The sequence below is a fragment of the Burkholderia sp. D-99 genome (assembly GCF_011605345.1).
GTDB lineage: Bacteria > Pseudomonadota > Gammaproteobacteria > Burkholderiales > Burkholderiaceae > Burkholderia.
The window spans coordinates 106,609-132,320 of record NZ_JAAOXM010000005.1 but is presented as its reverse complement, the minus strand read 5'-3'; the positions used below and the strand labels follow the sequence as shown (position 1 = coordinate 132,320).

Genomic DNA, 25,712 nt, shown 5'->3' with positions numbered 1-25,712 from the left:
CGCGTGATCAGTGGGGGAAGAAGAGCAGCCAGCAAGCCATCGCGAGCAGCGCGCAAAGCGCCGGGTAACTGATCGCGAGCGGCGCGAGCAACGCGCGCTTGCCGCGCTTGCCCAGCACGACATGAACGATGACGGTGCCCAGCACGCCGAAGACGATGCAGAATAGCCAGTCCGGAAATGCAGCGCCGAACACGGCGACCGACGGCGCCGGCACACAGCCGCCAAGCAACAGGCTTGCGGCGAGCGGGACGAATTTCCGGGTGATGGATGAGCGCATCTGCAAAGGACTCACGACAGCGGGCAAGAAAGGCATGATCGAATGCCGCAAGGTTGACTCGATGATTGAATGGGCACGACGGAACAGGGCTCGGGCGAACTGCCGCCCGCCTGCCGCGAGAGCCGGGCGCATGTGCGGCACCGGCGGGAAGAACGGGGGCCGGTAACGGGCCCCGTGCGACTCGATCCCTGATGGTAAGCGCGCAGGGAGGGCGAGAGAACTGGAAAAACCGACAACGCGGTTGTAGAAACTCACAATGCGACGGGGCGCCATCGCACACCGCCACGCGGCTCCGACACACGTCGTTCGCACATGCCGGCCGCGGCGGATCGGGTCCGCGCACGCTGCACGCCGGTGCGGCGCACCGCGTGCGCGTAGCCCTAGAACGTATGACGCATGCCGAGCACCGCGCCCACTGTCGTGCCCTGGACCTCGTGCAGCGCGCCGTTGATCGCCAGCCCGGTGTTCATCAGGCCGTTGTTGTGCACCAGCCCGACCTGTCCGTAGAGCGTCGTTGCCTTCGACAGGAAATACCTCAGTCCGATCGCGGTCAAGAGCGAGTGATTGCCGGTATCGTTGCCGTCGCTCGTGTACCAAGCGCCGGCATCGACGTCGACCGCGGGCGTGATCAGGTAACTTGCCCCGCCGCCGTACACCCGGTTATCGAACGATCCGCTCACCTTGTAGAGCGCATAGGACACCTTGACGGTCAGATTGCCGAAATCGTACGCGGCGCCGATCGAACGACCCGTGAACGGCACGGTGCTGGGAACCGGCGTCGCCGCCGTGCCGCCTGCGTTGCCGTTATAGAGGGCCGCCGCGACGAGCAGGCCGCCCATCTGGTACTTCAGGCTTGCCGAATATTGCCGGCCCGACTGGAAATCGCCGGCCTTGCCGCCGAGTCCCAACATCGCGCTGCCTTGAAAGCCCGCGATTACCGGGCTCGTATAGGACACGGCACTCTGATTGAACAGCCCCGTCACCAGCACGTTGTCCACATAGATCACTGCGCCGCTGCCGAAATACGCGATGTCGCGCGGATCGGTCGCGATCTGGGCGAGCACGAACGGCGAGTATTGCAGGCCGGCCTTGACCGTCCCGAAGTCGCCGCTCAATGCGACCCATGCCTGGCGGCCGAACAGGTTGCCGTTCGAATTGCCGAACCCGCCGCTCGGAACGTCGATGCCGCTCTCGAGGACAAAAGTCGCCTTCAGCCCGCCACCGAGATCCTCGACCCCTCTCAAGCCGAATCGCGATGCCGATGCGGCGCCGTCGACCAACGCGAACTTGTGACCATCATTCGCTCCTGTCGTCGTGTTCAACGACTTGTTCGTGTACAGCACGGCCGCATCGACCACGCCATACAACGTGACGCTGCTCTGAGCGTGAACCTGTCCGGACGCTGCACCCAGCGACGCCGCAACGACGAGACCCAGTGTTCGCGGGCACGTTGACGATTTCATCCACAATCTCCAATAAAGATAGTTATTTTTTGATTCAGGCCTTCTACCCGTACGGCGTTTAACGACTCCGCGCAGGTCACGACAACATCGTTACGACCCGGGCCCGGGTCCGCTCTCCGGCAGCACCGATGTGGCATCCCGCGGCGAGTCGTCGTCAATCAGGCAGGGTTTGACCATGGACGCAACGTCGCCCGCGCGATTGACGATGGAGGGATGGCGACCATCGACGACTTTCAGCCTGGCCTTCCGGATCATCCTGGCAAGCAGCGTCGAATTGACGAGCCACGCGATCGAATCGCCATGCCCCGCGATCGATTGAAAACGGCAACTGCGACCATGCGGCCGGCGAACACGCGGCGCAGCCGCTCCGGGTAATCGCGGAAGACGCCACCGTATGGATCGGCACCCACTTTTAGAGCGCGTTCGCATCCGGGATGCGGAAGCGGCGGCTACGCGTGATGCCTCTACGTGCTGTCGAAACGCGCTCGACCGGAAGCATCACGCCTTCCGGCGACGGCGCGGAACATGGACCGTGCGGTCGTACCGCACGAACGCGAGCCCGGAGCAAGATTACGAGCAGGCGGACAGCCGTGCGCGCGACCGACGGGGAGGGTCGGCCCCGGGCGTCGGGGGGGTGAAATACGGCGCCCCCCCTCCCGTGGGAAAACCCTCATCGCCCGAATCGCGGCGCGGATTATGATGGGCCGGCATCTACCGGGTATATCGCAATGAACCTTCCGACCGATCCTGACGAGCAACGCTGGGATCTCTCACTCATCCAGACAAAGATGGCGCCGCCTCGGCCGCCCCGGCACCGCGTGACACGGCGCCCGCTGCTGAAGAAGCTGGCCGCCGCGGCCGAACACCTGGTCACGCTGATCGTCGCGCCGGCAGGGTTCGGGAAAACGACGATGTTGTCCGAATGGTGCGAAGTGCTGCGCACCCGGCACCAGCTCGTCGCCTGGCTCAGCCTGGACGGCGACGACGACGATCCCGATCAGTTCGGCGCTTACCTGGTCGCCGCACTGAGCCGTGGAACGGGCGGTGTCGGGCGGCACGCCGAGCGGTTGCTGCGCAAGGATCCGCTGACGCCCGGCAAGACCGTCGTCTCGGTCCTGCTCAACGAAATCGCGACCTGCGGCAGGAAGGTCTTTCTGGTCCTCGACGATTTCGACCGCCTCTCGTCCACCCCGGTGCGGGCCACGGTCTCTCGACTGTTGCGCTATGCCCCCGAGAACTTCCATGTCCTGCTCGGCGCGCGCAGCGAGCCCAAACTGACGCTTACCCACTTCCAGGCCCAGGGGCAGCTCCTGCGGATCGACGAATCCGATCTGCGCTTTTCCGCCGACGACGCACAGGCGTTCTTCGCGCGCGCGGGTACCGCGACGCTCGACCGCCCCGCCGTCGAACTGCTCCACGATGCAACGGAAGGATGGATCGCCGGCCTGCAACTCGCGTCGCTGTCGCTGCAGGACGCAACGGACGCCGCCAAGGTCGCCCGCGATCTTGCCGGCAACCGGTTCGGCATCGATGCGTATCTCGACGACGCGGTTCTGGCCCGCCTGCCGCCCGCCGTCTATCAATTCCTGCTGCGCACGTCGATTCTCGATCGGCTGAGCCCCGGCGTTTGCGACGCCATCATGGGCGCCGGTGCACGCAGTTGGGAGAAGCTCGACTGGCTGGAGCGCCACAACCTTTTCATCCGCGCGCTCGACGACGAACGGCAATGGTTCCGGTATCACGCGCTGATGTCCGACGCACTCAGGCGGCGAGCGGCCCGGCAACTCGCCGACGAGATGCCGAAGCTTCACCGTCGCGCCAGCCAGTGGCTCGCGGCCGAGCGTCAGTGGCCGGAGGCCGTGCGCCATGCGCTGGCTGCCGGCGACGCGCAGCAGGCCGCGACCTGGGTCGAGCACTGCGCGATGGCACTGATCGATCGCAGCGACGTCAGCATGCTGTTGAACCTGATCGGCAAGCTGCCTCGCCAACTGGTGGAATCGCGGGTGCGGCTGCGGCTTGCCAACGCGTTGGCGCTCGCCTTTCTGATGCACACGCCGGAAGCCGACAGCATGCTGCAGTCGGTGACCGCCGATCTCGCGCGCCCCCCCGCCGACGGCACGCGGTCCTCAAGCGGAAACGACACGCTGTTGCAGATCGAGGCGGTTGCGGTGGCCGCCGCCGTCTCCGGCTTTCGCGACGACAGTTACCGGTCGCTCGATCTCGGCCGCGAAGCGGCGGCTTCTCCGCTGCCGGTCCCGGCATGGGTCCGGCGGATCGGCGAATCCGCGCAAATCTTCGGCTTGACCTACGACGGCCGCTTCGACGAGGTCGAACAGATCCGGCACGGGAGAGCGGTCGCTCCGATCGTCGATCGCGAACCCGTCTACGCGAGCGTCTACCGCGAATCGATGTTTGGACTGAACGTGCTGGTCAATGGCCGTCTTTCGGAGGCGGCCGAGCTGTTCGAGGCGGCCCTCGCCTATGCGGAATCGAACGTTTGCCCGAACTCTGCCGCGGCGGCGGTTCCGGCAGGCTACCTGGCCGCAGTCCGTTACGAGCAGAACGATCTGGCCCGTGCCCGGCAACTCGTCAACGACCGATCGGCCATCACCGCGCAAGCGTGTCCGCTCGGGTCGCTGTCGAGCTACTGTCGCACCGCGGCCCGGCTGCACGCGAGGAATGGCGATATCGCGTCGGCATTGCTGTGCCTCGAACAAGGGGTGGAACTGGCCGCCTCCCGGCGCTGGCTGCGATTGCGTGCATCGTGCGATGCCGACATCGTGCGCTTGTGCCTGCAACGCGGCTGGCTCGATCGCGCAGCGGAAACCGCCGACGGGCTGCAAGCACTGATGCCCGAGCAGCCGCCGGAGCCGATGGGCAGTTTCCTCGAGACCTGGGCAAGCTGGTGCGAGGTGAAAGCGCGACTCGACATCGCCACGGGTCGATCCGATCGGGCCGCCGAGTCGCTCGACGACCTGAAGAACGCGTTTGCCCGGGCCGGCATGACCTACCTCGAAGCACGAACCTCGCTATTGCGCGCGCTGGCGCTCGAGCAGGAAAACGCGCACGACGCGGCATCCGCGGCACTGGAAGACGCACTGCGTTATGCGCAGTCGAACGGCATGGTCAGCAGTTTCGTCGACGAAGGCGAGCCGTTGCTGCGCCTGTTGACGAGATGGGCCCGCGACACGTCCGATCGCGCGGGCATTCAACGGACCTTCGTCGACCGGCTGCTCGCCGCGTTCGACCCTCGGCGAGGGTCGGCAGGCGACAACGCCCCGCCTGCCGCCCGGCATCTGCTCAGCGCGCGCGAGATCGAGATCCTCGGCCAGATCGCTCGCGGTTTGTCGAACAAGGAAATCGGACGGGCGTTGCAAGTAGCGCCCGAGACCATCAAGTGGCATTTGAAGAACATCTTCGAGAAACTCAAGGTCGGGTCGCGGTTCGAGGCCGTCCAGAGCGGACTGGGCGTGACGCCGGTCGATCGCGGCGACGCGCAAGAGTCCGATACGATGCAGCCGCGTCGACCTCGCGCGACGCAAAGTCCGTAAGGCGCCGTGGGTCGCCCGGACGTGGCGCGGCATCAAGCACGAAACAGCGCCCCGCCCCCCGTCCGAACGGACGGACGAGCGAAGCCATTTCCAGGAGCACGAAGACGTGACAGCCCAGATCCCTGAAATATCGCCGGCCTTGCGCGAGTGGACCGAAGGCGTGGTCGCGAATCACGCGGACGTCATCGATCGGGTATGCAAGGCGGTCATGAACGTCAAGCCGTATGTCGATCTCGATTCGCCGACCAAGCTGGATATCCGCCATTCGATCGCGTTGTCGTCGCGGTTATGGCTCGACACGCTGTTGTCCGGCAGTCCACCATCGGAGGCGGCATTCGAGAGCTTCCGCGAATACGGTCGCCGGCGGGTCTACCAGAGCGTCCCCCTCGAAGCGCTGCTGCGCGCGTTTCGACTCGGGTCCCGCGAACTCTGGTGCTGCTACATCGAACTCGACGAGCAATACGCCGGCCTGCGCGACGAACTCCTGTTTCGGGTGTCTCCGCATTTGATGGAGTTTTTCGACACGCTCGCGCAAATCATTTCCCAGACCTACCTGGAAGAACAATACAAACAGGCGCGCTGGCGGGAATCGCTGCGCTATCAGTTACACAGCATCATCTGCAATTTTCCCGACGACACCGATGGATTCTCGAAGACCGCCGCCGCGCTGCGCCTGAACGGCGCCATCCCTCGAATCGCGTTGGCGATCGATGTCGATTCGATCGACAGCAATTCGCCCACCTTCAAGACCGAGATCGACCGGATCGTCGCCGCGACCGCGCGGTGCCTCAAGTTGCCGCTCGACGACGTCTTCGACATCTGGTTCGGTGGACGATTGCTCGTATGGATCCCCGTCCTGATCGGCGACCTGATGGGCATGAGCGATCGCCAGGCAGGCAAACAGATTGCGTCCGTTGCCGATACCCTGCGCGAGGTCGCGGCGATTGGCGTCGGCCTGCCGGGCGAAGGCGCGCCGGGCTGGGCCATGTCCGCGGACGAGGCAAGCCGCGCGCTCAGTTTCGGTCGAGGTCGGGCCGACCAGACGCGGGTGCGCCTGTATTCCGAGATCGCCCTCGAAGAAAGCGTACGCGGCACCAAACGCGTGCTGAGCTATCTGGTCTCGCTGGTCGAGCAGCTTGCCAGTGAACCGGAATTGCTCGAGACGCTTCAGACCTACTTCGATCAGCTTCAGCGCCGCAAGGCAACCGCAAGCGTGCTCGGCATTCATCCCAATACCCTCAACTACCGGCTGGAGCGCATCGAAAAAATCCTCGGCGCGCGGCTGGACGATGCCGGCTGGATATCGAAGCTCGACATGGCCATCAAGCTGCGCAACGCGCGCAAATAACAGCGGCCCGGCACCCCTCCCTCGTTTGAACAGAAAAACAGCGCAAGGATCGAGTCCCTGCGCTGTCTCGTCGCGCCTGTTGCAGGCACCGCCATTCCAGGTTGCCCACCGGTCGCGCCGGAATTGGAAAAATAGCTAACTTCATTGTGTGTTGTGACATAGGCGATGGATCGGCATCTCCTTAAGATGGGTCGTACTCGGTACCGCTAAGTTGAACTGATCTCAATGTAAGGGGATGTAACAAGGTGGGAATCAGTACGCCGAATTGTCCGATCTGGGAGCACATGGTGGGCATGCTCGACGCCGACGGGAGGCATGCCGGCCTACGCCGGTTGTCCGGTTCGAGCGCCGGGCGAAGTGCCCGAGCAACCGATTGCCCTGCGGTCCATTCGGCCAGGATCCTGGAACGGCTGAGCCGCTCGACGATCAGCGTTTCATGGCAAGACCCGACCTCATGTCGATATGCGGATCAGATCTGGAAGGTGGCGATTGCGCGGCGCCCCGGTATCTGCGCGCTGACGCATGCCGCGATCGAAGTCGGCGACCTGATCTATCGACCGGTTCGTGCACGGCATACGAACCCGGTCAATCTGAATTTCCTGATTCTCGCCACGGTCGTCGAGGACGCGCTCGCTCTCGATTCCTGAGACCGCGGCCCCTCGGTCTCTCGTTCGACGGTGCCAGCCGGCGCAAGCCCGAGTTGTTTGAAAAGCCTGCCTTGAAAAGGCACATGCCATCTGTTTGAGAAGCCGACCCCATGCCACACGATTCCCCTGCCCCCCTCTTCGACACGGTTCTCTACGAGAAGCGAAATGCGACGGCCTATCTCACGCTGAATCGCCCCGAGGTGATGAATGCACTGAACCAGAAAGCGATCGCGGAGCTGCGCACCGCGTTTGAAGATGCGCGAGACGACCCGCAGGTTCGCGGGGTGATCATCACCGGGGCAGGCAATCGAGCGTTCATCGCCGGTGCGGACATCAATGAGTTGGCCAACGCGACAGCGATCGACGCGGAACAGCGTACACGTGCCGGCCAGGCGCTGCTCGATCTCGTCGAGCGTCTCGGCAAACCCGTGATCGCCGCAGTGAACGGTCTCGCACTCGGCGGCGGATGCGAGACCGCGCTGGCCTGCACGATCCGGCTGGCCAGTCCGAATGCAAAGTTCGGACAACCTGAAATCAGGCTTGGCCTCATCCCCGGCTTCGGCGGCACGCAACGGCTCCCTCGCCTCGTCGGCAAGGGTATCGCGTTGCAGATGATCCTGACCGGCGAGATGGTGTCGGCCGAGGAAGCGTATCGAATCGGCCTCGTGAATGAAGTCGTCGAATCCGACGCGCTGATCGCCCGGGCCGAAGCCATCCTGGCTCAAATTGCCGCCAACGGGCCCCTGGCTGTCGCGTATGCGATGGATGCGGTCAACCTCGGACTCAACGCGGCGTTGCCCGAAGGGCTCGCGCTGGAAGGAAAGCTCTTCGCGCTGTGCGCGGCAACCGACGACAAGAAGGAAGGCACTACCGCCTTTCTCGAGAAACGCCCGCCGAAGTTCGCGGGGCGCTGACATCCAACTACCTCGTCGTCCTGGCTTGCAGCTGGAAAAAACACCCGCCTGCGTTGCCTGAATCCCCAACCCTGAATTCGGAACACTTCAATGACTGACGGACAACACGTATTTTCCGGTCTCAAGGTGCTCGATCTCGCGAGCTACATTGCCGGGCCGGCGGCCACGACGATCCTCGCAGACTTCGGTGCAGACGTCATCAAGATCGAACCGCCCGGCACGGGCGACGTCTACCGCTTTTTCTCGAGCATTCCGCCGAATCCCGTCGCCAGCACGAACTATGCGTGGCAACTGACGAATCGCAACAAACGCAGCATCGCACTCGACCTGAAAGCGAGCGACGCCCGGGAAGTGCTGACACGCCTCGTCAAGTGGGCAGACGTCGTGGTCGTCAACTTCCCGCCGCGCGTAAAGGAGACCTTGGGGGTGACCTACGAGGCCCTCTCGCCGCTCAATGCTCGGCTGATCTACGCCGATATCACCGGATACGGCTCCGAGGGGCCCGAGGCCAACACGCCGGGTTTCGACGTCACGGCCTACTGGGCGCGTTCCGGCCTGATGGAAGTCACCCACGACGCCGGCAGCCCGCCGACGCTTCCGATTCCCGGGATCGGCGATCACGCCACGGCGACGACGCTTTATGCCGCGATCGTCACTGCACTATACGAGCGCACCAGGACGGGCAAAGGCAGCCATGTGACGACGTCCCTGATCGCCAACGGCATCTGGGCAGCGGCGGCCTGGGTCGAAGGTGGCTTGAACGGCGGCAGGTTCTTTCCCCAACACGACCGCAAGAATCCGCCCAATGCCCTGCTCAACCCTTACCAGACGGCGGACGGACGGTGGTTCCTGCTGGTCGCCGCGCAACGCAAGGAGTGGGCAGGCTTTGTCCGGGCAATCGACATGCCGGAACTGGCGGGAGACCCGCGCTTTATCGACGATCAGCAGCGCATCACGCATTCGGCTGCATTGGTCGACATTCTGGATCCGCTGTTCGCCAGCCAACCGCTGGCATTCTGGAAAAAGGCCTTCACCGCCGAACGCGTGATCTTCGGCGTCGTGCAGGTTGCCGAGGAGATCATCAACGACCCTCAGTTGACGATCAACGAGATCGTCGTGCCGCTCGATGTGCCGGGCAAGCCCGCCACGCGCACGGTCAGCAATCCGATCCAGATCGTTGGACGACAAAAGGTCAAGCCCGGCGTGGCGCCGAATCTCGGCGAGCACGGGACGGAAATCCTGTCCGAAATGGGTTTCGACGATGCCGAAATCACCCGCCTTCAGAACGCGGGGGTTGTCGCGCGATTTGAAAGCGAGACCTGAATCCCGATGTGCCAGGCGGCTCGCAAGAGCCTCTCTGGCAACCCTACAGCGGCCGGCGATTGTCCGCCGCCCCCCCGGAGCCATTCATGACAGAAGACGAAATCCGCGCCCGCGCCTACGCGATGCCGATCTGCAGCCCGGCCTATCCCAGGCCGCCTTTCCGGTTTGTCGATCGCGAATTCATCATCGTGACCTATCGCACCGATCCGGAAGCGCTCGCCCGCGTAGTGCCTGCACCGTTACTTCCAGCCGAACCGATCGTCAAATACGAATTCATCAAGATGCCCGATTCGAGCGGGCTGGGTTCCTACACCGAGTCGGGTCAGGTCATCCCGGTATCGTTCAACGGCGCAGCCGGCGGTTACACCCACGCCATGTACCTCGACAGCGAGGCAGGCATTGCGTCCGGACGAGAATTGCTTGGCTTTCCTAAAGTTCTGGCGCAACCGAAGCTCGAAGTTCGCAACGATGCGCTGGTGGGAACGCTCGACTACAACGGCGTGCGCGTCGCGACCGCGACGATGGGCTACAAGTACGAGCCGCTGGATCTCGCCGCCGTCAAGAAAACCCTCGAGGCGCCCGGCTTCCTGCTGAAAATCCTGCCGCACGTGGACGGGTCGGCCCGGGTCTGCGAACTGGTCAGGTATCACGTGACCGATGTCACGGTCAAAGGCGCGTGGACCGGGCCTGCGTCGCTGGAACTGCATCCGCATTGTTTCGCGCCGGTCGCCAAGCTGCCGGTGCTCGAGGTGCTGTCCGCGATCCATATCCTGACCGACCTGACGATCGCAGGCGCCGAAGTCGTCCACGACTATCTGCGCGCCCCATCGAACGCATCCTGATCAACGCTTTTACAGGAAATCATCATGACTGCCAGCGCGAAGCCCAACCACCCGCTTCCGGCCCCCGACAGCGACTTCTATCTGATTCACGAACTCCTGAGTGACGACGAACGCGCGCTGCTGAAGCGCGTCCGTGCTTTCATGGAGGAGCAGGTCGCACCGGTGATCAACAAGTTCTGGGCCGCGGATGCATTCCCGTTCGAGCTGATCCCCGGGATCAGGGATCTCAACATCGCCGGCATCGGTTTCGAAGGCTATGGCTGCCCCGGCGGCAGCACGCTTCTCGACGGCTTCATCGCGATGGAGCTGGCGCGCGTCGACTCGTCGATCTCGACCTTCTACGGCGTCCATAGCGGCCTGGCCATGGGGTCGATCTATCTCGGCGGCTCGGAGGAACAGAAGCAGAAATGGTTGCCTCCGATGGCACGGCTCGAAAAAATCGGTTGCTTCGGACTGACCGAGCCGCTGGTCGGCTCGGGTGCCGGCGGCGGCCTGCTGACGACCGCCAAGCGGGAGGGCGATACGTGGGTGCTCAATGGCCAGAAGCGCTGGATCGGCAATTCCCCGTGGTGCGACCTGTCGATCATCTGGGCTCGCGACGTCGACGACAACCAGGTCAAGGGTTTCATCGTCGAGAACAAGACCACGCCGGGCTTTTCCGTCGAAAAGATCGAGAACAAGATCGCGCTGCGCGTCGTGCAGAACGGCGTGATCACGCTCGACAATTGCCGGATACCTGAAGAGAACCGCCTCCAGGGCGACCTGTCGTTTCGCGACACGGCTCGCGTGCTGCGGCTCACCCGTCAATACGTCGCGTGGGAAGCCGTCGGTTGCAGCATGGGCGCCTACGAACACGCGCTGCGTTACGCGCAGACCCGCGAGCAGTTCGGCAGGCCGATCGCGTCGTTCCAGATGGTGCAGGACCACCTCGCCAAAATGCTCGGCAACATCACCGCGTCGCAATGCATGGTCGTACGGCTCGCCGAACTGCAGGACCAGGGCAAGCTGCTCGACCAGCAATCGTCGCTGGCCAAGGCATTCTGCACGAGCCGCATGCGCGAGACCGTTGCGTGGGCCCGTGAAATCTTCGGCGGCAACGGCATCGTCCTCGACTACAACGTCGCGCGCTTCTTTGCCGACGCGGAAGCGCTCTATTCCTACGAAGGCACACGCGAAATGAACCACCTGATCGTCGGCAAGGCGGTTACCGGTTTCAGCGCGTTCGTTTGACCCCCACTCCATTCGAAGGATTGTCAGCCATGGGCAAAGATATCAACCGTATTGCCATCATCGGCACCGGCGTCATTGGCGCGAGCTGGGCCGCGCTGTTTCTGGCCAGGGGCCTGGACGTCGTCGCGACGGACATCGCCCCGGATGCGGAGCCGAAGCTCCGGGCATTCGTCGACGCGGCCTGGCCTGCCCTGGAGCAGTTCGGGCTCGCGCCGGGCGCGTCGCGCTCAAGACTGCAGTTCACCGCCAATCTCGACGAAGCGGTGACCGGCAGCGATTTCGTCCAGGAAAACGGCCCTGAGCGGATCGACTTCAAGCAGGATCTCTACAAGCATCTCGACGCCATCCTGGCGCCGGACGCGATCATCGCGTCGAGCTCTTCCGGCCTGACGATGAGCGAGATCCAGTCGGCCTGCGAGCGCCATCCGGAGCGCTGCGTGATCGGCCACCCGTTCAACCCGCCGCATCTGATTCCGCTGGTCGAGATCGTCGGGGGCACGAAGACGTCACGGGAAACGATCGAGCGCGCGACCGCGTTCTATACGAGCCTCGGGAAGAAGACCATCCAGCTCAACAAGGAAGTGCCCGGCCACGTTGCGAATCGTCTGCAGGCGGCGCTCTGGCGCGAAATCGTGCATCTGATTGCCGAAGATGTCGTGAGCGTCAAGGATGCCGATACCGCCGTGTGTTGGGGACCGGGCCTGCGGTGGGGCATCATGGGGCCGAACATGCTGTTCCATCTCGGTGGCGGGCAAGGCGGCATCGAGCACTTCTTCGACCAGTTCACCGGCCCGATGACCGCCTGGTGGAAGGTTCTGGGTTCGCCGCAAATTACGCCGGAACTTCGCCGGAAAGTGATTGCCGGCATTCAGGACGAGGTCGACGGTCGATCGATCGATCAGTTGGCGGCTCGCCGCGACGAAGTCCTCGTCGGCCTCCTTTCCCTTCGGCGAGAAGGAACCTGAAGCCGTCACCGCCCTTTCGCGGCGCCAACTCGCCGGGTAGCGGGACGGCGCAATCGTCACGCGATCCCGGTAACGGGAGCGAGCGGTGACGATCGCTCCCGCAACGGCCATGACGGGCCGGTCGAGACACAAGCACACGCCCGCCCGGGATCGGACTTGCCGGGCATGTCGAGCAGGCGCGCCCAACGGGGCGCGCCGTCGCTTGCGTGTCCGGCGCGTGCGCTCTTCGTATTGTCTCGAAACCGTCCGGTATTCCGTCGGTTCGGCACGGTGTCGACAGGGTCGGCGTTCGACGCTGCCCACCCGCCCCTCACCGGCCACGTCAGCCAGCATTCGCAAGACAACCCTGACTCGACTGCCGTCGACGGCACAGATGACAGGTGGCCGCAGGTCGGCACGCGCAACCGGACCGCCGGCAACGAGACGTGACCCATCCGAACGAGGACCGTGGTGAATCTGACGCTTATCTCTGCCGCCACGTTGATCGCAATCACGATCGCCGGCGTGCTCGGGCTTCGGCGCTTTTCGGATGGCGTCCGGATTACGTTCGACGCAATCTGCTTTCTCGCCATCAGTTTCTATTTTCACAAGCAGGGAATCCACCTCCCGGTGTTCCCTCCTTTGCAGGATCATGCCGACAAGGGTGGCATATGGCTCCGTGCGATAGGGGGCGCGTGGTGGCTGCTCGGATCGCGGATCGTGGTCGCGGGGCTCTCGTTCGCACGCCATCGCGATCGACGCACGCGAGGCGCCAGGCTGTTCTCGGACCTCTTCGTCGCTGCCATCTATCTCGCAACCGCGGCCATCGTCCTGAACTCGGTCTACGCGCTACCGGTGACAGGCGTGGTCGCCACCTCGGGCGTCGTGGCGATCGTTCTCGGTCTCGCGCTGCAAAACACGCTGGCGGATGTTTTTTCCCGCATCGCGGTCGGCGTCGAGGCACCGTTTGGCGTGGGGGATCGGATCCAGATTGCGGACAGGATCGAGGGCATCGTGACGCAGATCAACTGGCGATCGATCCGGATTCGTACCGATGACGATGACATGGCGATCATTCCGAACAGCCTGATCGCCAAAGCCGAGATCGTCAACAAGAGCATCCCGAGTCGACGCAGAGCGGCATTCGTCGAGGTAGCCTGCCCGGCCAGCGCCGTTCCGGAACACGTGATCGAAGCCCTGTCGCACGCGGCGCTGCTGTGCCCCGACATTCTGCGACTCCCCGACCCGAGAGCTGTCCTGACTCAGCTCGGGACGGAACGGAATGCCTATCGAATTTCATTTTCGGTTGCCGACGCGACGCAACTGTCGTCCGCAACCGACCTCCTGCTGCGAACCGTTCGTCGCCAACTGCACTACGCGGGCTTGCTCGCTCACGACAATCAGGACGGCGCCGCAAGTGTCAATGTCTCGAGTGAGGTGCTCGCCGTGCGCCGACTGCTTCGCGACATCGTTCTGTTCGAATGTCTCGACGAACAGCAACTCGACAGTCTCGCCCGTCTTGTCGACGTGCTCAGGCTCGAGCCGGGAGAAACGCTTTTCCTGCAAGGCGCCGTGGATGAGGCGCTCTATGTCGTGACGTCGGGGATCGTGGAACTGACGCAACAATCCGGCGCCGTCTGCGGGACGGTCGGCCGCATCGGTGCGGGAGAATATGTCGGCGAGATCGGCATGTTTACGGCGGCGCCGCATGCCGCTACCGCTGCGGCTCTCACTCATTGCACGATTCATCGACTCCCGCGCGATGCAATCGCGCCATTGCTGGCGAAAAACGCCGAACTGGCGGCGGCCTTCGACAAGTCGGTACGGCGTGGAATGCAGATACTTCATCGCGAGATAGCGGTTCGCGCGTCGCCCGACCTTGGCCCGAAGGGGCAATTCCTGCAGCGCATCCGAAGCATATTTCGCTTCGACGCCGATTGACCTTGTGCACTCCGCGGGCTTCGCTGCGGTACCGGCCGCGTCGACTGCGTCAGTTCGAATTCGAGAAAGTCGCGGTCGGATCGCGATTCGAGGCCGTTCAAAGCGCGCCGGGCGTGACGCCGATTGATCGTGGCGATGCAACGGAATCCGATGCGGCGTCGCCTTGGAATCGAACGACCCAAGTTCCCGATCCAGGTGGATCGTGCGACTCAGGATTCGTCGCTCGCGTGTGTCGTTAAACCGGGCACTGTGAAGTGCCTCCGAAGGTGCTCAAGTCGGTAACGACACCGTCACGCCCACGGGGAACTATCGGCTGTACGTACATGGTGGCCGGCTTCGATCCTGACAGACATTACATCAGGCGATAAGCGATTTGCACTACGAAATGAAAACTATCCGCGCACGTGGTCTCCTCTGAACGATCGACTGACTAATCCCGGAATGCCGTCCGAACGAGTGAATGAAGTGCAAGGAACAGCGACAATGACATCCAAAATCCCCAAAATCTCTCCGATCTTGCGCAAATGGACCGAAACCGTTCTCTCGAACCACGCAAGCGTCGTCGAAAGGGCATGCAAGGAGATATTCCATGTCAAACCATATATCGATCTCGACTTGCCCACCAGGCTCGACATCCGAAATTCAATTTCCTTCTCTTCGAGACTATGGCTGGACTCCCTCCTGTCAGGAAATCTGCCGTCGAACGATGCACTTGAGATATTTCGGGAGCATGGCCGCCGCCGTGTTTATCAGAATGTTTCCCTCGAAGCACTGCTTCATGCGTTCCGACTGGCATCTCGAGAAATCTGGTGCTGCTATATCGAAGTGGACGAAAAATCCAATGACATTCGAGACGAACTCCTGTTTCTGATTTCACCCAACTTGATGAGGTTCTTCGACGGCATGTCGCAGATCATTTCTCAAACCTATCTCGAGGAACAGTGCAAACAGGCTCACTGGCGTCAATCGCTTCGATATCAATTGCACAGCATCATCTTGAATTTCCCCGACGATGCCGAGAGCTTTTCAAAAGCCACATCCGCACTGCACATCAACGGCACCATTCCACGAATAGCATTGGCCATAGAAGTCAACTCGATCGACAGCAATTCGTCTACCTTCATGAGCGATATCGAGCGTATCGTTGCGGCAATCGCCCGTTGCATCAAACTGCCGGTCGACCAGATTTTCGATATCTGGTTCCACGGACGGCTGTTTGTATGGATCCCGATTTTGCTTGGCGACTTGATGGGAACGAGTGATCGCCAGGTGGGCAAGCAGATCGCGTACGTCGTGGATACCGTATCGGAAGTAAGCGCGATCGGCATTGGCCTGCCAGGCGATGGCGCGCCAGGCTGGTCGATGTCCGCGGATGAGGCGAGCCGGGCGCTCAGTTTCGGCCGAGGCCGCGATGGCCTGACGCGTGTGCGTCTGTATTCCGCGATTGCCCTCGAAGAGGGCATACGTGGATCGAGACGGGTATTGAGCTATCTGGTATCTCTGGTGGAACAGCTCGCACACGAACCGTATTTGATCGAGACACTTCAAACTTACTTCGATCAACTGCAGCGACGTAAAGCGACCGCCAGCGTGCTCGGCATTCATCCCAACACCCTCAACTATCGCCTCGAGCGAATCGAAAATATTCTCGGCGCACGGCTGGACGATGCCGGCTGGATATCGAAGCTCGACATGGCGATCAAGTTGCGCGGCGCGCGCAGATAGAGTTTTGGTTGGCTATCAGGCCGTAGAAATACCTCGCCTCATCTTGCAGGACGCATGTCGTGATCTAGTGAATCCGGAACCCGACCTGGCCGGCCACTCAATCTGACAGGTCAACGCAAGTAACGAGAAACGGATCCATCCGTGTGGATCGACGTAACAATTTAGGTATCCAATACGAATTGTCATGAGAATCGCCATTCTGGAAGATGATCTCCACGAGTCCGTGTTCATCTGTCACGTGCTGACGATCGCGGGTCATACCTGTTATGGGTTCACGGAAGGCTCCGCCTTGAAGCGACGCCTCCAGCGGGAAACGTTCGACATGCTGGTGCTGGATTGGAACGTCCCCGGCCTGTCCGGCGCCGATCTCATGACGTGGGTACGCTCCCGTGAAAGCGGGAAGCACCTGCCGATCCTCTTTCTGTCGCTGCGACGCGACGAGGCCGGAATTGCGCAAATCCTGAATGCCGGCGCCGACGACTACATTGCCAAGCCGGTATCGGGCAACGTCCTGCACGCCCGTGTCGCCGCGCTTCTGAGGCGCTCTTATCCGGTCAATGTCGAAGGCGCGATCCGGGAGTTCGGCCGGTTCCGGTTCGACACCTCGGCGAAACAAGCCTATGCCGACAACCAGCCGATCGGCCTGACCCGGAAAGAGTTCGAGCTTGCGTTGCTGTTGTTCCAGAACATCGACAGGCCATTGTCGCGCACCTACCTGATCGACCTCGTCTGGAAAAGGGTGACGGACCTTCCTTCACGGACGCTGGATACCCATTTTCAAAGCTGCGCACGAAACTCGGCCTGCGTCCCGAGAACGGCTACCGGCTGGCGCCGGTACACGGCTACGGATATCGACTCGAATGGCTGGTGGACAGAAACAACGAGTGAGCCGTGCGCTCCGGTATGCGATGCCCGCCGCCCGCTACCGGAAGTCACGGTTCTTCGGCCGGATGCGCAGGCAGGTCAATTTTTGGTTCATCGTGGATTCCCGGGGAATGCGGCGCGGATCTTGAGGAAGAAGTACGCCTCGTCGCGGTATCCGTAAGCCCGGCGGTTGATGACCTTGATGGTGTCGTTGATGCCTTCGACGACGCTGGTATTGAGCGGATGGCGGCAGCGAGTCACGATTCCGTGCCAGTATTCATGCAAGCGCTCGGCAAACCTTTGCAGGGCGGCAATCCCGCTTTGCCGAGCCTGTTCGAACCATTGCCCCCAGGCTTTTTCCGCCCTGGCTGGCTTTCGGTAGAACCAGAGCCGCTTGAGTTCGTCGCACAGCACTTGGACGCAAAGCAGCGATTGATTGGCGGCCGGCAGTTCCTTCAGGTGCGCGGCCTGCTCGGGCTTCAGGTTGGGGCGGTTGCGTAGCAACAGCCAGCGGCTGGACTTCAGAACCTTCCGCGCCGGCTTGTCGTGCCGGAGTTGATTGGCCTGATCCACCCGCGCTCGGTCGATCGCTTCGCGCCCGTCGATGAACCTTCAGTACGCGGGCCTGGTTCGATACCACCCCCGCGTACTGCGTCTTCCATCGGTAATACGTCTGCTCGGAGATTCCCGGTTGCCGAACCCGATCCGCCACTGACATGCCCGGCTCGGCCTGCTTGAGCACGGCCATGATCTGCTCCACCGAGTATTGCTCGCGTTTCATCGCCAACCTCCCGTTCCTGTCGGGAAAATTGCCTCCGAAACATTAACGCTCGAGTGTGCCCAGGATTTCCGGAGCAGATCAATCGCCACCAACGGCCCCCCACCCCAATCAATCGTCCGGCGTGCAGACCCGAATCCGGTGGCCATCCGGGTCCAGCGCGACGAAGGTCCGGCCAAACACTGCGTTCGCCGGCTGCTGCTCGATCGTCACGCCGATTTCGCGCCACGCGTCATGCAATGCATCGACCTCGGCGGCGTCCTTGACGATGAACGCCAGTTCGGTGCGCTGCCCGGTGCCGGCGCTGACGAAATCCGGCGCCTGCGTGGACCACAGACCGAGCGTCAGTCCGTTGTCGAAGCCGAACGCCACATAGGTCGGAAACTGCGCGAACGGCGCCTTCCCGACCAGTTTCTCGTAGAACCGGGTGCTTTCGGCCGGATCCTTGACATAGAGCAAGATCAGATTAGGTGTAGGCATCGCATGACTCTCCTGTTTGAGGGTTGAACACTGATCAACGCCAGACGAGCTTACGACACGCTCGCGTCAATTTCTGGCAGCATCAAACCTTTTCGGAGGCATGCCGATGGCCCGATCCGAACGTTTGCTCGCGCTGTTGCAGGCGCTGCGATGCCACCGTCAACCGGTCAGCGGCCAGGCGCTCGCGGACGAACTCGGCGTCAGCGTTCGCACCATCTACCGCGACATCGCGAGCCTGCAGTCGCAGGGCGCGTCGATCGACGCGGCCGCGGGCATGGGGTACGTGCTGCGCTCCGGCTACATCCTGCCGCCGCTGATGTTCTCGGAGGATGAAATTGAAGCGCTCGTGCTGGGATCACGCTGGGTCAGCAAGCGCGCGGACGCACAGCTCGCGTCCGCCGCGACGAACGCGATCGCGAAGATCGCCGCGGTGATTCCCGACGCACTGCGCGATTCGCTCGATTCGAACGCGCTGCTGGTCGGCCCGCGCGACGCGAAGTCCGACGAAGCCATCGACATGGCCGCGATCCGCCGCGCGATCCGGCTCGAGCACAAGCTGTCGTTCCACTACACCGACGGCCACGGCGAGCAGTCGCTGCGCACGGTGTGGCCGATCGCGCTCGGGTTCTTCGAGGACGGACGCATTCTCGTCGCGTGGTGCGAGCGGCGGATGGATTTCCGTCACTTCCGCACCGACCGGATGACCGACCTCGCGTCGCTCGGCCAGCGCTACCCGCGCCGCAAGCAGACGCTGCTCGCCACCTGGCGCAAGACGGTTGCCCACACCGAGACTGCTCGCCGCTGACAGAATCTGACAGTCCCCGTCACTATGATCGAGACTCGACATTGACGAGGAGGACCATGATGAGCCACGCCGAATTCGATTCGTTCTTTGCGGTGCGCACGAAAGCAGCAGAAGCCTATGTCAGCGGCAATCCCGAGCCGCTCGACAAGCTGGTGGTCAAACAGGGGGACGCGACCTTCCACAGCCCGCGCGGCGACAGCCTGTCGGGCGCGGCCGAGGTGGGCGCGCGCTATATCAGCGACGCGCAGATCTTCCAGCCGGGCGGCAAGAGCCGCCTCGACATCCTGCAGCAAGTGACGGACAACGAACTGTCCTTCTGGACCGGCTACCAGGTCGTCACCGTCCAGCTGAAGGGACAGCAACATCCGGTCGACATGCGGATCCGCGTCACCGAAGTGTTCCGCCGGACCGGCGACGACTGGAAGCTCGTGCACCGCCACGCGGACGTGCCGCCCGCGCCGGGTGGCAGCGCCTGAGCCTAGCCGTCGGGCAAGTCGGTCGCGCGGGGTAGCCGGGTCCATTCGAGCAGGCGCAGCCGGCGGTCGCCCGTCAGCGACCGCCCGTAGAGCTTGAGCGTCGCGCCGCTCAGCTCGATGCGCCTGACCTGCTCCGTGCCGATCCACGACGCGTCGGGTGCGATGGTGATCCGGTGCACGACCTCGTCGCCATCGCAGCGCCAGGTGCCCGCATAGCTCATGTAGCGTGGCACCGCCGCCGCGCCGGGCTCGCCGTTCGCCTGTCCCATCATCGCGACCGACATGTAGCCGTCCGGGTCGTACACCAGCAGGCCCGTCGGCGCGTCGCCGAGCGGACCGGGGCTGACCCCGTCCGCCTCGACGGTGACGAAGGCGGCAAGCCGCCACGCGCCGGCAAGCCGTGCGTCCATCGTGTCCGCCGTCATGCGGGCACCCCGCTGCGCGGCTCGACGCGATGACCTGCGCCGCCGAGCATCCGTTCGAGCGCGTTCGCGCCGACCTCATGCGGCGAACCCGCCTGAATCGCGCTGGCGGCATCGAGCCGCGCCAGCTGCGCGACGTCGAGCGCGATCGACAGGCTGTCCAGGCACGCGTCGAGCTGCACGCAACTGCGCGGCCCCAGCACCGGCACGAAGCCCGTCCGGCACGCGCGCGCGCGCGCCAGCGTCCACGCAAGCGCGACCTGCGCCGGCGCGTGCCCACTCTCGCTCGCGATCGCGAGCACCGTATCGAGAATGCCGGTGCGCTGCGCGCTGTCCTCGAACCGGATGACGCGGCCGCCCCAGTCCGTGAGGCGACCCTTCCGGTCCTGCCGGTATTTCGCGGTCAGCAGCCCGCCGCCGAGCGGCGACCAGCTCGCTACACCGATCCCGAGGCTCGCCGCCATCGGCAGCAGTTCGCGTTCGGCCGAACGCTCGACGAGACTGTACTCGGTCTGGATCGCGGCGACCGGCGCCCAGCCGCGCAGGTCCGCGATCGCGGCGGCCCGCGACACACGCCACGCGGGAAAATTGGACAGGCCGATATACAGCACCTTGCCCGCGCGGACCAATGCGTCGAATGCGTAAAGGATCTCCTCGACCGGCGTGACGCCGTCCGGGAAATGCACCCAGTACAGATCCAGGTAATCGGTCCGCAACCGCTTGAGGCTCGCCTCGACCGCGCGCGTCATGGTCTTCGCGCTGTTGCCGGTATCGAGCGCGTGCGGCGCCGGCGACGCGCCGTAGCCGAACTTCGACCCGACGACGAACAGGTCCCGCCGCCCCGTCAGGAACTCGCCGACGATCGACTCGGCCTCGCCGTACTGATAGCAATCCGCCGTGTCGATGAAGGTGCCGTTCGCGTCGGCGAAACGCTCGAGCATCGCGAGTGCGTCGGCGCGTGACGCGCCCCCGCCCCAGGATGTGCCGAAATTGGCCGTGCCCAGCGCGCACTCGGAAACGCGCAGGCCGGTCCGCGCCCCCAATGTCGTATGACGCATGCGATGACTCCGGTTCAGGGTCTTGGCCTGTCTGTCTAGGTAGGAATGCCGGCGCGCTTGATCGCGGGGTAGACGATGCCGAGTGCGCGCATCTGCTGGTACGGATTCATGAATTCCCGTTCGAGCTTGATCTTGCCGTTCTCGAACAGGAAAGAATGAATGAAGTGGTTGACGTAGCGGCCCGGCGGATAGCCGGGGAACAGGATCTGCCCCTCGCCGTCGCACTCCACCCAGAACCGGTTCGGATCCTGGGTCTCGTAAATCTCGACATTCGTCCACTCCCAGTCCGGAAAGCACTTCAGCGACCATTCGCCGTGCGCCTTGAGGCCTTCGTGACCGTGCGACGCGACGGGCTCCAGCGTGTCGTTGGTCCACAGGCCGGCGCTGCCGTCCGGCGCGAACAGCTGATAACGCGTGAGGCGCCCTTCGCCCTTGCGGCTCATGTAGTCCTCGACCACCTGACGGTTGCGGCGGCGCAGTTCGGCGTCGCGTTCGAATTGTCCGGCGTCGGTCTGGATGTCGCTCATGGTGGGATCCTTCTAGTTGAGGTGAGAGGAATGGGCAGCCGGCGCGGACGCGCCGTTCGCGGCGCTTGCCACCAGCGCGACGATGTCGTCGACGCGTCGCGCCTCGTGAAAGCGCCGCAGGTCGAACTTGATCTGGAACGTCGCCTCCAGGCTGAGCAGCGCGTTCAGCGAATTGAAGCTGTCCCACGCGTGGGCCGCCAGCACCGGGTTGGCCTGCAACGCCGCCTCCGGCTGATTCAGGATTTCGCTCAGCACGCGCAACACGGCTGGCTCGAACGATACGGCTTCACTCATGCGGACACCTCGTGGTCGGAAAGGATGTGGATCCATGCTGGCGTCGGCGCGAACGCGCCCGACAGCGGCAAGGCGAAACAATCGTCACGGCTGGGCGCGAATCCGCAGGTGGGCCAGAGTTCGGCCGCCACCGCGTTGCGGGGCGACGCCACGTAACGTCCCTCGAGCGTGTGCGCACCGGCCTCGCGGGCGCGCGCGGCGAGCCAGCCGACGATCGCGACTTCGATGCTCCGGCCCAGCACGCGGCAGCTCAGCACGAAATTCGTGACACGCCAGGCCGACGCGTCGCGCGTCCCCCACACGGCGCCGACGATGCCGTCGTCACCGAACCGGTCCCGCGCGCTGAACGAATAGACGAAGTGGCCGGGATCGTTCGCCATCTGTTCGAGCTGCGCGTCGTCGTGGCGCTCGCCCGTCAGGTTGAACTGGTTGGTACGCGCCGAGAGCTGCGCGATCCGCGCGATCGTGAAGCGTTCCGCAGCCTTCGGCACGAGCTGAATGCCGAGCGCATGCAGATAGTCGTCGCGCGACGCGAAGCCGTTCGAATACTGCTGGCGGTCGCTGCGCGCGCGATACAGCGCCGGCCGGTTGCGATCCGTGTCGGTCAATGCGAGGCTGTCGAACCACCCGCCGCCCAGGAGCGTATCGGCGAGCAGCGCCGGATCGCAGTCGGCGGCGACGAGCGCCACCTCGGGCCATTGCGCGGCGACCTCGCCTCGCTCGAACGCCGAGTCGTCCATGAACACGAACGCATCGGGCGCAAGGTCGAGCGTCTCGCCGATCGCGTGCAGGCCCTGCGATTTCGGCGCCCAGTTCACCGCGCTCGCCGAGAAGTCGCCCGGCCGCAGCACCATCTCGGGATGCGACGCCAGCACGTCGTCGACCAGCGCCGCATCGTTCTTGCTGAGCAGGGCCAGCACGACGCCCTGGCTGCGCAGGCGCGCCGCCGCGGTCTGCAGCGCGCGATAGCCGCTGCCCGGATACAGGCGGCCCAGTTCGATCCGCTCGGCGCCCAGCTCGCCGACCACGCCGCCCCACAGCGTATTGTCGAGATCGAGTCCCAGCCCCTTGCGCGACAAGCCGAGCCGCGCCTGCACGTAGCGCCGGACTTCGTTCGCATGCAGCAGCAGCGCGTCGTCGCTGAACGACAGATGCCCGTAGTGCATCAGGCGCGCGTCGCGCAGCGGCTTCGCCGCGTTCGCCAGCAGGCTGACCAGATCGATCACCGCGACCCGCTCGCTGTCCTCCGCGAGCCCGAGGATCGCAGCGTTGACCAGGCACCACGCGCGGCTGAGCGCCGTGCGCGCACGCCAGCTGATGACGCTGTTGCGCAGCGTGTCGGGAAGCGGCAGCGTGTGCAGCACGAACGTGGCGCGCGACGCATCGGTCAGCGCGAGCACCTGCGCGCGCAGCGTGTCCGCGCGCGACGCCAGATGCGCGGCCAGCCCGTCGGCGTCCGCCGGATTCCAGTCCTCCGGCATGAAGTACGCCTCGTCGATCAGGCAGGTCACGAGATCGGGATCGCTACCGTCGAGACGGCCCGTCGCGAGCGCCATCTCGAAGCCGCCATACGGATTGACGTGCACGCGCGCCTGCACGCCGATCCCGGCCAGCCGCGCGGCCAGCAGGTGCGGATAGTTGCCGGTCGTGCAATTGGCCAGCACGGTCACGTCGATCGTCTTCGGCCGCGGGCCGCCCGCGGGCAACCCGGCGACGAGCTTGCCGGCCGCGATCGCGCGCAGCGCGTCGGTCACGCCGAGCAGCGCCGCGCGCGTCGGCGCGTCCGGCGGCTCGCCCCGCATCGCCGCGTCGCGCAACGCCGCCATCCAGTCTGTCGAAACGTTCATCGTTTCCCCTTGTCGCGCCGTCACGCGCGCAGCAGCGTGCAGCACCAGTGCATGCCGGTTGACATGCCGCACATCGCGACGATGTCGCCGTCGCGAATCTCCCCTCGCTCGACGTGTTGCCCAAGCGACACCAGATGGTCGGCCGCGCCCATGTGACCGAGCACGCCCGCGAATGCGAAATTGGTGCGTTCGACCGGCACGCCGATCTGCTTGCCGAGCGCCTCGATCGCGCCGGGCCGCGCGTCGTTGATGTAGATCAGGTGATCGACGTCGCGCCGCGTCAGCCCGCTCCGCGCGCAGGCCGCATCGACGGTCTCGGTCAACCAGTCGTTGCGGTGGTCGAGGAAGACCTTCAGGCGCGACGCGTCATTCTTGAAATGACGATGCACGCTCTCGTAGCCGGACTCGTTCCGGCTCGACCAGCCCGCGGGCGGCACCGGCGTCTTCGTGCCGCCGTACTCGCCGCGGAACAGGTCGCAGTACTCGGGCAGCGTGAAGTGCTCGGTCGCGAGCCATTGGCAGCGGGCATGGCCGCGCTGCAGGACGGCCGCGACCGCGCCGTCGCTATGCACGCAGTTGTTGATGTTCATCCGGTTGCGGTGATGCTCGCCGACCCGGTTGACCACCACGAACAGCGCCCTGTCCACCTCCGGTTGCAGCGCGAACGCCCCCGCGATCATGCCGAACGGGCGCAGGCCGGCGCTGCAGCCCTCGTTGTTGAACACGAGCGTCTGCGTCCGTTCGAGGTCGAGCATGCGCGCGAGCGCCGCCGCGGAATCCCAGTACATGTACTCGGGCATTTCCGCCGACCCGAGCACCACGAGATCGAGATCCGACGCGCGCAACGACGCCCGCTCGAGCGCCTGCCGTGCCGCGCGTGCGGCGAAATCGAGCGCGAACTCGTCGTGACGCGCGCGGCGATAGGTCGTGCATCCCCACTGCAGCACGCGCTCCGGATCGGTCACGTAGTCCGCCGCCGTCTCAGCGACGCTGGTTTCCTCGCCGAACGCGTAGCCGAACGCGCGGATCCCGAACCCGGCGCCGGCGGCGCTCATGCGACCTCCCCGGCGAGCGCGCCGTGCGCGACGGTCGCATCCGCCGCGCGCCAGCGCAGCAACTCTCCGCGCGCGACGATCGTCGCGCTGCCCGACACCTGGATCGAATCGACACCGGCGGACGAGCCGTCGACCCGGGCGGACATGATCGACAGACGGCCCATTTCCACGCCCTGCCAGATCTCGATGGCCTGCCCGAACCCGATCAGCCCGTGACGGATCAGGTGCCACGCGAGCGGCCCGGCCGCCGAGCCCGTCGCGGCATCCTCGGCGACGCCGTACGCCGGGGAAAACATCCGCATCCGCCAGTGCCCGCCGCTGCCGGCGAAGCAGTTCGCCGCCATGTCCGGCAACGTGGCGAGAATCCGCAGGTCCGGCTTGACAGCCGACAGCGCGTCGATGTCCGGCAGGCCGACGAACACGTGGCGCGGTCCGTTCCGGTACAGCTCGACGGGCAACGTCGACGACGCGAGGCCGAGCCCTTCGAGCAGGGTTTGCGCATGCTCGTACGGTTCCCAGGTGGGAATCGGCTGCTGCATCGTGGCCGAGCGGATCCGGCCGTCGTCGGTGCGCTCGAACGCGAACGGCACGGTACCCATCGCGGTCTCCATCCGGAGCACCGGCTGAGCATGGGTCTCACCCAGCACGATCGCGGTGCCGAGCGTCGGATGGCCGGCGAACGGCAATTCGTTGACGGGCGTGAAGATGCGCACGTGGACATCGCCGTCCGCTTTCGGCGGAAAGACGAAGGTGGTCTCCGAGAGATTGGTTTCACGCGCGATGCGCTGCATGTCGGTCGCGTCGAGCCCGGACGCATCGACGAACACCGCGACCGGATTACCTTCCAGCGGCCGATCGGTGAACACATCGGCAATGACATATCGACTCGTCTTCATCTGTG

22 protein-coding genes and 3 pseudogenes are annotated in these 25,712 nt (G+C 64.3%); 13 read left to right on the top strand and 12 right to left on the bottom strand.

Annotation, left to right across the window (positions count from 1 at the left end):
* Window positions 1–7: 7 nt before the first annotated feature.
* Window positions 8–409, bottom strand: coding sequence for a YtcA family lipoprotein (locus tag HAV18_RS20370; protein ID WP_243771732.1), 402 nt, complete (start codon window positions 407–409; stop codon window positions 8–10).
* Window positions 410–657: 248 nt separating this feature from the next.
* The gene (locus tag HAV18_RS20365) at window positions 658–1,740 is read right to left on the bottom strand and encodes a porin (protein ID WP_166959048.1); all 1,083 of its coding nucleotides are present in this window, start codon (window positions 1,738–1,740) and stop codon (window positions 658–660) included.
* Window positions 1,741–2,468: 728 nt separating this feature from the next.
* On the opposite strand from HAV18_RS20365, the gene HAV18_RS20360 reads away from it, so the two are divergent.
* From HAV18_RS20360 to HAV18_RS20310, 11 genes and pseudogenes are all read left to right on the top strand, one after another.
* The gene (locus HAV18_RS20360) at window positions 2,469–5,291 is read left to right on the top strand and encodes a LuxR C-terminal-related transcriptional regulator (protein WP_166959046.1); all 2,823 of its coding nucleotides are present in this window, start codon (window positions 2,469–2,471) and stop codon (window positions 5,289–5,291) included.
* Window positions 5,292–5,397: 106 nt separating this feature from the next.
* Window positions 5,398–6,639, top strand: a complete 1,242-nt coding sequence (locus HAV18_RS20355; protein ID WP_166959044.1) for a helix-turn-helix domain-containing protein — start codon at window positions 5,398–5,400, stop codon at window positions 6,637–6,639.
* A 293-nt stretch (window positions 6,640–6,932) separates the two neighbouring features.
* Window positions 6,933–7,286: a DUF3331 domain-containing protein gene (locus HAV18_RS20350; protein WP_208102047.1), complete on the top strand. Its 354-nt coding sequence runs from the start codon at window positions 6,933–6,935 to the stop codon at window positions 7,284–7,286.
* A gap of 110 nt (window positions 7,287–7,396) precedes the next feature.
* Entirely contained in the window at window positions 7,397–8,200 is an 804-nt protein-coding gene (locus HAV18_RS20345; protein ID WP_166959040.1) for an enoyl-CoA hydratase/isomerase family protein, read from the top strand.
* 90 nt (window positions 8,201–8,290) lie between these two features.
* Window positions 8,291–9,523, top strand: a complete 1,233-nt coding sequence (locus tag HAV18_RS20340; RefSeq protein ID WP_166959038.1) for a CaiB/BaiF CoA-transferase family protein — start codon at window positions 8,291–8,293, stop codon at window positions 9,521–9,523.
* 86 nt (window positions 9,524–9,609) lie between these two features.
* A complete protein-coding gene (locus tag HAV18_RS20335) occupies window positions 9,610–10,365 on the top strand; it encodes an acetoacetate decarboxylase (protein WP_166959036.1) in 756 nt (251 codons plus the stop codon).
* Window positions 10,366–10,389: 24 nt separating this feature from the next.
* Entirely contained in the window at window positions 10,390–11,595 is a 1,206-nt protein-coding gene (locus HAV18_RS20330) for an acyl-CoA dehydrogenase family protein (protein WP_166959034.1), read from the top strand.
* Between the two features lie 29 nt (window positions 11,596–11,624).
* Entirely contained in the window at window positions 11,625–12,560 is a 936-nt protein-coding gene (locus HAV18_RS20325; RefSeq protein ID WP_166959032.1) for a 3-hydroxyacyl-CoA dehydrogenase NAD-binding domain-containing protein, read from the top strand.
* 450 nt (window positions 12,561–13,010) lie between these two features.
* Window positions 13,011–14,480: a cyclic nucleotide-binding domain-containing protein gene (locus tag HAV18_RS20320; protein ID WP_166959030.1), complete on the top strand. Its 1,470-nt coding sequence runs from the start codon at window positions 13,011–13,013 to the stop codon at window positions 14,478–14,480.
* A gap of 483 nt (window positions 14,481–14,963) precedes the next feature.
* Entirely contained in the window at window positions 14,964–16,205 is a 1,242-nt protein-coding gene (locus tag HAV18_RS20315; protein ID WP_166959028.1) for a CdaR family transcriptional regulator, read from the top strand.
* A gap of 184 nt (window positions 16,206–16,389) precedes the next feature.
* Window positions 16,390–17,093: pseudogene (locus HAV18_RS20310) on the top strand (response regulator transcription factor).
* Between the two features lie 87 nt (window positions 17,094–17,180).
* Here the strand turns inward: HAV18_RS20310 and HAV18_RS20305 are convergent.
* The 3 genes and pseudogenes from HAV18_RS20305 to HAV18_RS20295 form a co-directional block, all read right to left on the bottom strand.
* A pseudogene (locus tag HAV18_RS20305) lies at window positions 17,181–17,669 on the bottom strand (transposase); the annotation flags it as partial.
* Between the two features lie 10 nt (window positions 17,670–17,679).
* Window positions 17,680–17,850 (bottom strand): annotated as a pseudogene (locus HAV18_RS20300) (transposase); the annotation flags it as partial.
* 108 nt (window positions 17,851–17,958) lie between these two features.
* Entirely contained in the window at window positions 17,959–18,327 is a 369-nt protein-coding gene (locus HAV18_RS20295) for a VOC family protein (RefSeq protein WP_166959026.1), read from the bottom strand.
* A 106-nt stretch (window positions 18,328–18,433) separates the two neighbouring features.
* Here HAV18_RS20295 and HAV18_RS20290 point away from each other — a divergent pair, with 106 nt between their 5' ends.
* Together HAV18_RS20290 and HAV18_RS20285 are read left to right on the top strand one after the other, a co-directional pair.
* Entirely contained in the window at window positions 18,434–19,132 is a 699-nt protein-coding gene (locus HAV18_RS20290; protein WP_166959024.1) for a YafY family protein, read from the top strand.
* A gap of 59 nt (window positions 19,133–19,191) precedes the next feature.
* A complete protein-coding gene (locus HAV18_RS20285) occupies window positions 19,192–19,608 on the top strand; it encodes a nuclear transport factor 2 family protein (RefSeq protein WP_166959022.1) in 417 nt (138 codons plus the stop codon).
* A gap of 2 nt (window positions 19,609–19,610) precedes the next feature.
* On the opposite strand, the gene HAV18_RS20280 is transcribed toward HAV18_RS20285, so the two are convergent.
* The 7 genes from HAV18_RS20280 to HAV18_RS20250 are packed head-to-tail and all read right to left on the bottom strand — an operon-like array spanning window position 19,611 to window position 25,707.
* Entirely contained in the window at window positions 19,611–20,033 is a 423-nt protein-coding gene (locus HAV18_RS20280) for a lipocalin-like domain-containing protein (protein ID WP_166959020.1), read from the bottom strand.
* Entirely contained in the window at window positions 20,030–21,088 is a 1,059-nt protein-coding gene (locus HAV18_RS20275) for an aldo/keto reductase (protein ID WP_166959018.1), read from the bottom strand. The genes HAV18_RS20280 and HAV18_RS20275 overlap by 4 nt, the downstream gene beginning before the upstream one ends.
* Before the next feature lie 35 nt (window positions 21,089–21,123).
* Window positions 21,124–21,615, bottom strand: a complete 492-nt coding sequence (locus HAV18_RS20270; RefSeq protein ID WP_166959016.1) for a PhzA/PhzB family protein — start codon at window positions 21,613–21,615, stop codon at window positions 21,124–21,126.
* A gap of 12 nt (window positions 21,616–21,627) precedes the next feature.
* Window positions 21,628–21,909, bottom strand: coding sequence for an acyl carrier protein (locus HAV18_RS20265; RefSeq protein ID WP_166959014.1), 282 nt, complete (start codon window positions 21,907–21,909; stop codon window positions 21,628–21,630).
* Window positions 21,906–23,756 (bottom strand): HAD family hydrolase, encoded by a 1,851-nt coding sequence (locus tag HAV18_RS20260; RefSeq protein ID WP_166959011.1) that lies wholly within the window; start codon window positions 23,754–23,756, stop codon window positions 21,906–21,908. Before HAV18_RS20260 ends, HAV18_RS20265 begins: the two co-directional genes overlap by 4 nt.
* A gap of 20 nt (window positions 23,757–23,776) precedes the next feature.
* Window positions 23,777–24,811, bottom strand: a complete 1,035-nt coding sequence (locus HAV18_RS20255; protein ID WP_166959009.1) for a 3-oxoacyl-ACP synthase III family protein — start codon at window positions 24,809–24,811, stop codon at window positions 23,777–23,779.
* Window positions 24,808–25,707, bottom strand: a complete 900-nt coding sequence (locus tag HAV18_RS20250; RefSeq protein WP_166959007.1) for a PhzF family phenazine biosynthesis protein — start codon at window positions 25,705–25,707, stop codon at window positions 24,808–24,810. The genes HAV18_RS20255 and HAV18_RS20250 overlap by 4 nt, the downstream gene beginning before the upstream one ends.
* Window positions 25,708–25,712: the final 5 nt, after the last annotated feature.